Source organism: Saccharopolyspora shandongensis, assembly GCF_900106995.1.
Lineage (GTDB): Bacteria > Actinomycetota > Actinomycetes > Mycobacteriales > Pseudonocardiaceae > Saccharopolyspora > Saccharopolyspora shandongensis.
Window position 1 is genome coordinate 1 of record NZ_FNOK01000115.1, and the last position, 8,172, is coordinate 8,172.

The window sequence follows — 8,172 nt, forward strand, 5'->3', positions numbered from 1 at the left end:
CCGAGGGACAGGTCGCCATTCTTCCCACCTCGCATCCGCTCGCTGGCAGATCCCACGTCCGGACGGCGGATGTCAGTTCACTGTCGGACCTCCCGCTAGCCCGCTGGCCCGGCCCCGACGGCGCCTATCCCGAGGGCCCCGGCGCGGAAGTACGCAACCAAACGCAGCTCTTCCAGCTGATCGCGCTCGGCCGCACCACCGTCGTCATGCCCGAATCCTGCCGCGCCAACCTGCTCGAAGGCCTGGCCGCCGTGCCGGTTCTAGACGCGCCGACCGTGACGACAGTCATCGCCTGGCCGCCACACAGCCGCTCCCGAGCACTCGCCGATCTAGTCCGCGTAGCCACACGCCTCTGAGCCTTCGCACCCGCAACCCCGCCCCTCCGCTCGCGGAGTTCCTGTTGCGGCACCGCAATCGCCCGGCGGCATACCGATAATCCTTACTATCCATACGATTTTGGTTCTGCGTATGGTTGGCGCACGGTTCTGGTCGCGGAACTCCAACCCCGGGTTGGGATTCGCGAACCGGGCCCGTGAAGGATGCGCGGACCATGCGCCGGGTAAGTCGACGTGCGTGTGGGCGTCGCAGACCGTGATCTCTCGTCGAACCTCCAATTGCCCTAAAGGGCAAGATCGGAGGAACGAAATGTCTATTCGGAGGCGCGCCTGAAACAACTTTGCCGCAATAGGCAACCGCACCGGAAGGCGCACGTCTTCAGGAACGAAGACCACAACGCGCTCAATGCGCGGCACGAAAGGATCAAGAATGATGCTCAACCGGCCCCGGACGCTGGGTGCAATCGCCGGGCTGTTCAGCGGGGCGCTGCTGCTCGCCGGATGCGGCCAGCCGGCGTCGACCCCCGCCGCACCTACGCTGGGGGCCGTGAACACGCCGGCAACGGCCGCCGGGATCGCTGCCGGCGATTCGAATCCCCAGCAGGCCGACGAATCGGTCAGCAAGGCGACGGGCGAGACGGCCCGCGAGTCCAGCGGGGCGGGCAGCGGCCACCAGTCCATCACCGAGTGCGCGGCATCGGACTTCGCGGTCGACCTGACCGTCCAGCCTAACCGCCCCGGAGTCCTGCTGATGGCCGTCACGAACAAGTCGAAGCAGGACTGCCACGTCAACGGCTGGGCGGACATCGCGCCCGTCGACATGTCCGGCAAGGCGCACACCGAAGTGCCCGTTCAGAAGGTCGAGATCCCGGGCGGCCCGACGGAGGTCACGCTCAACCCGGGCGAGACCGCGTTCGCCGGCGTACTCGTCGAGCGCGGCGACAAGGCGGACCCGAACACCGTGGTCGCCACCGGTTTCAGCGTCAGCGTGCCGGGCGTCGACGGCCCGGTGAACGCCAACATCGTCGGCATCGACGGCACCAGCACCGAGAACGGCGGTCTCTACGCCGAGTTCCCGCTCAAGTCGATGAAGGCCGGCACCCTGCAGCCCACCACCCAAGGCGTCACCGTCTTCTGATCCGGTAAACGCCGGTGAGGGGCACCCATGACCGGGATACTTGGTCACGGGTGCCCCCGCACCGCATCGCCCGCGGGATCAGCCCGCGGTTGTGCACTCAAGCCGTGCCAGTGAGGACCTGCTCCAAGTAGGGGTTGATCAGGATTCCTTCCGGATCAAGAGATTGGCGAATCCGTTGTACGTCATGCCAGCGTGGATAGCGGGGTGCGAGGCTGCGCGCGGTGTGGGAATGCAGCTTCGCCCAGTGCGGGCGACCATCAAAGTCGCCGAGAACCCTTTCGGCGCATTGAAATATCTTGTCGTGCGGGCTGTGCGCATCGGTCGCCAAGTTGACGTAGCCGGTTGGGCGCCCGTAAGCCGGACTGAGTGGGATGTCATTTCCGGGCGCTACCCGTATCTCCAGGGGCAGAGAAACCACCTCGCCGGCCGACGGTAGTGCTCGACGCAATTCTTGCAACGCCTGCCCTAACGCCTCGAGTGGCACGGCGTACTCCATCGCCACCACCCGGACGCGTTGTGGAAACGTGAAAACCCGATGGCTCACGTCGACGAACGACCGAAGCGGGCGGCGCGTCAGGACTTTGGAAGCAAATGGCACGAGCGCGGCATTGCGCCGGTGGGTCCGGAGCACGCCATGCAGCCCGACATGGCCCGCCAGATAGTGATCTCGCCAGGCCTGCCACCGCGACGGGGGCCTGCGCGGCGCCGTCGTGCGCGACATGGCCCGGATGTGTACCGAGTCGCTCCACATCGGCCAGAAGAAGATTGGGTGATCAACGTTCGCGATGAGTTCGGGCAGGCGCCCGATCAGCCGGGCGAATGGCTCCGTTGCCTCCTCAAGGCCGAGCGAAAATGCCGGTACGCAACGGAATGTGATCGTAGAGATAACCCCCAGTGCGCCCAAGCCCAGACGAGCGGCCGAGAACACGTCTGGTTCGGACGTCGCCGAGCACTCCACGAGTTCCCCGTGTCCTGTGATGAGCCGCATACTCGCGATCTGGCTCGACAGGCAGCCATACCGGGTGCCCGAACCGTGCGTCCCCGTCGAGACCAGGCCGGCCGCGGTTTGAACGTTGATGGTCCCCATGTTCTCGAGCGCGAGTCCGTACCGGTCCAACTCGGCGTTGATGCGCCAGAGCGGTGTGCCGGCCTGGACCGTTATCGTCATGCCGACCGGGTCCACCGCGATGACATCGGCGTACTCGTGCAGTTCAACGAGGGTGCTATCCGTGCTTACCAGCGCCGCGAAGGAGTGCCCGGATCCGGCGAGGCGCAGCGGCTGACCGGTGGCACTCGCGTCTCGCACGTACTGGGCCAACTCGTCCTCACTACGCGGACTGACGCGACGGGCCGGGGTGCACCGGGCGGACCCAGCCCAGTTTGTCCACATCGATCGGGTGTCGGGGCGCTCTGCGATGCCAGTCATGGCAGGAACCTGTGCGAGGCGTAGCCGACCTGCTTGTAAATCCAACTGTAAGTCTCGGCCATTCCCTCCCGCAGCGAGACAGACGGTGCCCAGCCGAGCTGTTCGCGGATCAGCGTGTTGTCGCTGTTTCGTCCCCGCACACCTTGGGCAGCGGAAAGGTTGTAGCGCCGTTTCAGTGAGCTGCCAGCGATTTCCTGGACCAGATCGACGAGTTCGTTGATGGTGACAAGCTCGTCACTACCCAGGTTGAGCGGCTGGTCGCAGTCGCTGCGCATGATGCGGCGAATGCCCTCGACGCAGTCGTCTATGTAGGTGAAACTCCTGGACTGCTCCCCGTCGCCCCAGATCTCGATCTTGTCGTCGTTGTTGATGACCGCAGCGGCGACTTTCCGGCAGATCGCGGCCGGGGCTTTCTCGCGCCCGCCGTCCCACGTTCCGTGCGGGCCGTAGATGTTGTGGAAGCGGGCTACCCGGGTGCGCAGGCCGAAGTCCTCAGCGAAGTGCCGGCACATGCGCTCGTCGAAGAGCTTCTCCCACCCGTAACCGTCTTCGGGCATCGCCGGATAAGCCATCTCTTCCCGCAATGGTTCGAGATCCGGGGCGGCCTGGTGGGCGGCGGCGTAGACGCAGGCGGAGGAGGAGAAGAAGAACCGGTCCACGCCGGCATCGCGGCTGGCCATGAGCAGGTGCGTGTTGATCAGCACGGACAACATGCAGCGCGCCTTGTTGCCTTCGATGAAGCCGATGCCGCCCATGTCGGCGGCTAGGTTGTAAACCTCGTCCATCCCGTCGACCGCCGCACGTGCTGCGTCGAGAAGCGATAGGTCGGCCACGACGTTTTCCGCGTCGGGATGCACCTGGAACCACTCGTCAACCGGTTTGCAGTCGACCACTCGCACGCGGTAGCCCTCGCTCAGCAGTCGAGCGGCCAAGTGCCCGCCGATGAAACCTCCCCCGCCAGCTACGAGGGCTGAACTCCTGTGGTCACTCATGGCAACCAACTCCCTGGTCAGGATGAACATGTGTAATCGATCTGGACAAGAGCGACTGCTTCGACAGTTCGACCGGCCACCCGCATGCCTGTCTGGCGAGTTTCGCTGGGCCGTCAGGGCACGAGAACCTCCTCGAAGCGGGTGGCTATAGGTTCGATCGCAAAAGCGCGGCGGGCGTACTGCTGTCCCGCCTCACCCATGCGCTGACGACGTGCGGAGTCAGCGAGCAGGGCGAACGCTGCCGCCACGTACTCATCCGGGTCATCTGGGTTGACTACGAGCCCCGCTCCGGTTTCCTCCAGCAGCTGCGCGGCACGATTCGTCGAAGGGATGGCAGCGAGCACCGGGCGCCCGGCGCAAAGGTAGGCCAGCACCTTCGAGGGAACCGACATCTGACCCGCTGCTGTGCTGAGCCCAGCGAGCAGCACGTCAGCTGCTGCGAACATCGACGGGACCCGGTCGTAGGGCTGGAAGTCGTACAACTGCAGCCGACGTATTCCCAGTTGGCGCGCCCTTTCCAAGGCAAGGCGGCCAGTTCCCTCGCTGACGACGTACACGACGCCGCTGTTCCGGGCGTCGCAGGCCTTCGCCAGCCGCACCAGCAGGTCTGCGCCGTGGCGATCGTCCAGCGTGCCGGAGTAGAGGAAGATGTGCTCTCCGGAGCTGCGGTCGGACCTCGCCGGTGCCCAGTCGTCGCTGTCGCATTCCATTTCTGCAAGCGGCGCCCAGTTCTCGATCACGGTGATGTTCTCCGACGGCACCCCGCACTGGCGAACGAAAGCCGCGAACGGCTCGGCGATGGCGACAACCGCATCGCTGCTCAGCAAAGTGGCTTTCTCGCACCGTGCGGTGCGTTCCCACTCGTCGTGGTGGCCGGTCTCGCCGCTGGGTGCACGCGCGGAGTAGACATCCTGCAACCAGTACACGAACCGGATTCCCCACTCAGCGCAGGTTTGCTGGATGTGCCGCTGAACCGGGACCGGGCTATTCCCCGAAATCACCACGTGGGGTGCGAAATCTCTGATGAGTCCGCCGACGTCCTGCCCGTACGTGCCGGGACCCGAACCGCGGTGTCCTTGCCGAGGCATGCCAGTGATCGACAGGCGGTCGGAATCCGTTTCGCCGACCTGCAACTTCCCTTGTCCGACTGCGATCGTCGAGCAGTACACGTGGCGGACACAATGTCCTCGCCGGGCCAGTTCGCGGCTGAGTTCGGCTTGGAAGGGATGTCCCAGGTAGTCGTGCACGACTATGCGTACGGCGCGTTGACTGGCGATGATGACCTCCGGATGCCGTGCGGCCCAAGAGCGCTGCGGTCGGCGTCCTCACTTCCTACTCGGGAGCAGCGCATCGAGCCCAGCGAACCAGGGAAAAAGTGCACGATTCTCTGCCCTTTTCCACCGGATCTCTGTCGTGCCCGACTCGCGCCGTGTTGTCTGTCTCCCCGATTCCCCAGTGTCACGGGAATCCTTGAACAGGATCGGACAGTGTGATGTCACGGTCAGCACCGAGGCTCGTGAGCGGATCGAGGCGCGGTGCGCGCTCGCCATCCCATGAAAATGCACGCCTGAGGACTCGGACAGCCATGATCGACGCCCGCCACCGGAATACCGCACTCCTGGTTGCCGGCTGCTTCTTCATGGAGAACCTGGACGGCACGATCGTCACCACGGCCGCGCCGAGCATCGGCGAGTCACTCGGTGTCCCACCGACCGCAGTCGGCCTGGTGATGACGGCCTATCTGCTCACCCTCTCCGTGCTGATCCCGCTGAGCGCCTGGCTGACCAGCAGACTGGGTGTCCGGCCGGTATTCCTTGCCGCCATCGCGATCTTTACCCTGGCCTCGCTCGGTTGCGCGGCGAGCGGCAGTCTTCCGGTGCTGGTGGCCATGCGGGTGGTGCAGGGCGTCGGCGGCGCGATGATGGTGCCGGTCGGGCGGATGGTGGTGCTGTCCAGGACGGATAAATCGGACCTGTTGCGGGTGATGGCCTACATCGTGTGGCCCGGTCTGCTGGCACCGGTCGTCGCACCGCTGGCCGGGGCACTGATCACCACGTATGCGTCCTGGCAGTGGCTGTTCCTGATCAACGTGCCACTAGGTGTGTTCGCCTTTGCCGTGGCCTGGAAACTGATCGGGGAAGCCGACAGCGGCACCGCCCGGAGGCCGCTTGACTGGCTCGGCCTGCTGCTCACCTGCGGCGGTCTCGGCGGGATCACCTATGCCGCGCACCTGATTTCGGACACCGACGCGGGCTGGCCGGTGACCGCCACTCTGACCGCGTTGTGCCTCGCCGTGCTCGCCGTTGCCTGCTGGCACCTGCTGCGCGCTCCGAGCCCGTTGGTCACCCTGCACACGCTGCGCGTGCCGACCTTCCGGCTCTCCCAGTCCAGTGGGTTCCTGTTCTGGATCGTGGTCGGAGCCGCACCGTTCTTGTATTCGCTGATGTGCCAGGAAGTGTTCGGCTACAGCGCGACCAGCTCGGGCGCATTGGTGCTGTTCATCTTCGTCGGTAATCTGGTGATCAAACCGGCGACCACTCCGCTGCTCAACCGCTTCGGCTTCCGGCCGGTGCTGCTCGCCGCCACGATCACCCTCGCTCTGTGCATGACCGGTCTCGGTTTCACCACCTCGTCCACCCCGTGGCCGATGCTCGCCGGGCTGGCTCTGCTGTCCGGGGTCGCCCGCTCGGTAGGGCTGACCGCTTACGCCACGATCGGGCTCAGCGATGTCCCGCCCGAGCAGATGCGCGATGCCAACACGCTGGCCGCCACCACGCAGCAGCTGTCTACCGGGCTGGCCATCGCGGTGGCCACGGTGGCGCTGCGGCTCGGGGAGCCCTTGGGTGAGCTGGTGTCCAGTGCCCGCGGCGGAGCCGCCTACACCGTGGCCTTCACCCTGCTCGGGCTGACCGCGCTGATCGCCACCGCCGGGGCGTTACGCCTCCACCCGCATGCCGGCAACGCCGTGCGCACAATCCGTCCGCCGCGCCCTGCAGGTGTCGGCTGACGCAGGGATTCTCCAATTTTAGGCAAAATCGGGAACCCCTGCCGCGGACGAGGCGGCGGCACTGGGGTGCAACGGTCGACATCTATCTCGGATGCAGATCGGCCGAGGTTGCTTTTCGGTGACCAATCGCACCCGCGAGCATCCCGAGCGGCCGGTGAACGTCCTGCGTTGTAAGAAGACGATCGAACAGGAGGCAGATCATGACCGCCAAGTTCCGCCGCATCATCGTCACGACCGCCGTCGCAAGTGCCACCGGCCTTTCCGCGCTGACCGCTGGTTCGGCGGTGGCCAACCCCAGCGACGCCCCGTGCACCAGCGACGACATCAACGTCACGGTGACCAAGGACCTCGCCGAACCCGGTGAGTTCGAAGCGTTCCTCATCAAGTACACCGCAGCGAACCCGACCACCAAGTGCACGCTGCAGGGGCCTCCCCTCAAGGTGGGCTTGTACAGCGAATCGGGCCCGGTCCCGGGGGTCGTGGTGGAGTCGGACGACAGCCCGGGGGAACCGGTCATCGTGGAGGGGTCCCTGTTCGGGATCTCGCGGATCTCGCAGCGGACCACTAATCCCCCCAACCCGGTGATTCCCGCCTCGGTCGAGTTCGAACTCCCCGGTGTTCCGGACGGTCAGGGCGCCCACGAGGTCGCCGCGTGGCCGGCCGGTGAGCCGATCAAGGGTTCCGCGCCGTACGCCACACCGATCACCCAGAGCGCAGCGGACTGAGCGTCACCCCCAAGCACCGATGCCTGAGCCGAAGGCCCGCACCGTTGGAGGTGCGGGCCTTCGCAATGCCACGGCCCATCCGGGCGCCGGCTTTTTGCTAGCGGTGCATGTTGTGTGCCGGCAGCGTTTCGCAGCGTGGCGCGGAAGATTGACGATAGAGACATCCAGACAGGACTGTGCTGCGCCACTGCGCCAGTCGGTAGGAACCGCATCACCGCGTCAGAATGATCGGGCAAGGTGACCCGGATCGTGCCCTTTGATGCCGTAGATGGGCTGACTGGGGGGTGACATGGTGATCGTTCGTGGAGTTGAGTCAGTTGCTCGAGCAGATCGCCGACGAGGTCGCCCCGCTGCGCGGGGCCGGAACTGTCGCGGATTACATCCCGGCGCTCGCGCGAGTCGACCCAGGTCGTTTCGGTATCGCGCTGGCCGATCTCGACGGCGGCGTCCACGGGGTCGGTGACTGGGAGACGCCGTTTTCGGTGCAGAGCATCTCGAAGGTCTTCACCCTCGCGCTCGTGCTGGCCGGCAGTGATGAGGCGCTCTGGC

8 protein-coding genes are annotated in these 8,172 nt (G+C 65.7%); 5 read left to right on the forward strand and 3 right to left on the reverse strand.

Annotated elements, in window-relative coordinates; all coding sequences use genetic code 11:
* Both BLW84_RS45585 and BLW84_RS45590 read left to right on the forward strand, forming a co-directional pair.
* Positions 1–356, forward strand: a 356-nt coding sequence (locus BLW84_RS45585) for a type 2 periplasmic-binding domain-containing protein (RefSeq protein WP_483880110.1), incomplete at its 5' end; no start/stop codon positions are given.
* A gap of 409 nt (positions 357–765) precedes the next feature.
* On the forward strand, positions 766–1,473 hold the full coding sequence (locus tag BLW84_RS45590; protein ID WP_177227079.1) for a DUF4232 domain-containing protein: 708 nt from the start codon (positions 766–768) through the stop codon (positions 1,471–1,473).
* 97 nt (positions 1,474–1,570) lie between these two features.
* Here BLW84_RS45590 and BLW84_RS45595 read toward each other — a convergent pair whose 3' ends face one another.
* The 3 genes from BLW84_RS45595 to BLW84_RS45605 all read right to left on the reverse strand — a co-directional run bounded on the left by BLW84_RS45595 (position 1,571) and on the right by BLW84_RS45605 (position 5,138).
* A complete protein-coding gene (locus BLW84_RS45595; RefSeq protein ID WP_093278943.1) occupies positions 1,571–2,899 on the reverse strand; it encodes a D-arabinono-1,4-lactone oxidase in 1,329 nt (442 codons plus the stop codon).
* A complete protein-coding gene (locus tag BLW84_RS45600; RefSeq protein WP_245761843.1) occupies positions 2,896–3,921 on the reverse strand; it encodes an NAD-dependent epimerase/dehydratase family protein in 1,026 nt (341 codons plus the stop codon). Before BLW84_RS45600 ends, BLW84_RS45595 begins: the two co-directional genes overlap by 4 nt.
* Positions 3,922–4,004: 83 nt before the next feature.
* The gene (locus tag BLW84_RS45605; RefSeq protein WP_093278945.1) at positions 4,005–5,138 is read right to left on the reverse strand and encodes a glycosyltransferase family 4 protein; all 1,134 of its coding nucleotides are present in this window, start codon (positions 5,136–5,138) and stop codon (positions 4,005–4,007) included.
* A 338-nt stretch (positions 5,139–5,476) separates the two neighbouring features.
* Between BLW84_RS45605 and BLW84_RS45610 the strand changes: the two genes are divergently transcribed.
* The 3 genes from BLW84_RS45610 to BLW84_RS45620 all read left to right on the forward strand — a co-directional run.
* On the forward strand, positions 5,477–6,898 hold the full coding sequence (locus tag BLW84_RS45610) for an MFS transporter (RefSeq protein ID WP_093278947.1): 1,422 nt from the start codon (positions 5,477–5,479) through the stop codon (positions 6,896–6,898).
* A gap of 200 nt (positions 6,899–7,098) precedes the next feature.
* Positions 7,099–7,623: a hypothetical protein gene (locus BLW84_RS45615; protein ID WP_093278949.1), complete on the forward strand. Its 525-nt coding sequence runs from the start codon at positions 7,099–7,101 to the stop codon at positions 7,621–7,623.
* A 302-nt stretch (positions 7,624–7,925) separates the two neighbouring features.
* On the forward strand, positions 7,926–8,172 hold a 247-nt coding region (locus BLW84_RS45620; protein ID WP_177227080.1), incomplete at its 3' end, for a glutaminase.

Excerpts from the sequence above, each read along its gene's own strand:
- BLW84_RS45590 (WP_177227079.1), top strand. The coding sequence starts at position 766 with ATGATGCTCAACCGGCCCCGGACGCTGGGTGCAATCGCCGGGCTGTTC.
- BLW84_RS45595 (WP_093278943.1), bottom strand. The coding sequence starts at position 2,899 with ATGACTGGCATCGCAGAGCGCCCCGACACCCGATCGATGTGGACAAAC.
- BLW84_RS45600 (WP_245761843.1), bottom strand. The coding sequence starts at position 3,921 with ATGTTCATCCTGACCAGGGAGTTGGTTGCCATGAGTGACCACAGGAGT.
- BLW84_RS45610 (WP_093278947.1), top strand. The coding sequence starts at position 5,477 with ATGATCGACGCCCGCCACCGGAATACCGCACTCCTGGTTGCCGGCTGC.
- BLW84_RS45615 (WP_093278949.1), top strand. The coding sequence starts at position 7,099 with ATGACCGCCAAGTTCCGCCGCATCATCGTCACGACCGCCGTCGCAAGT.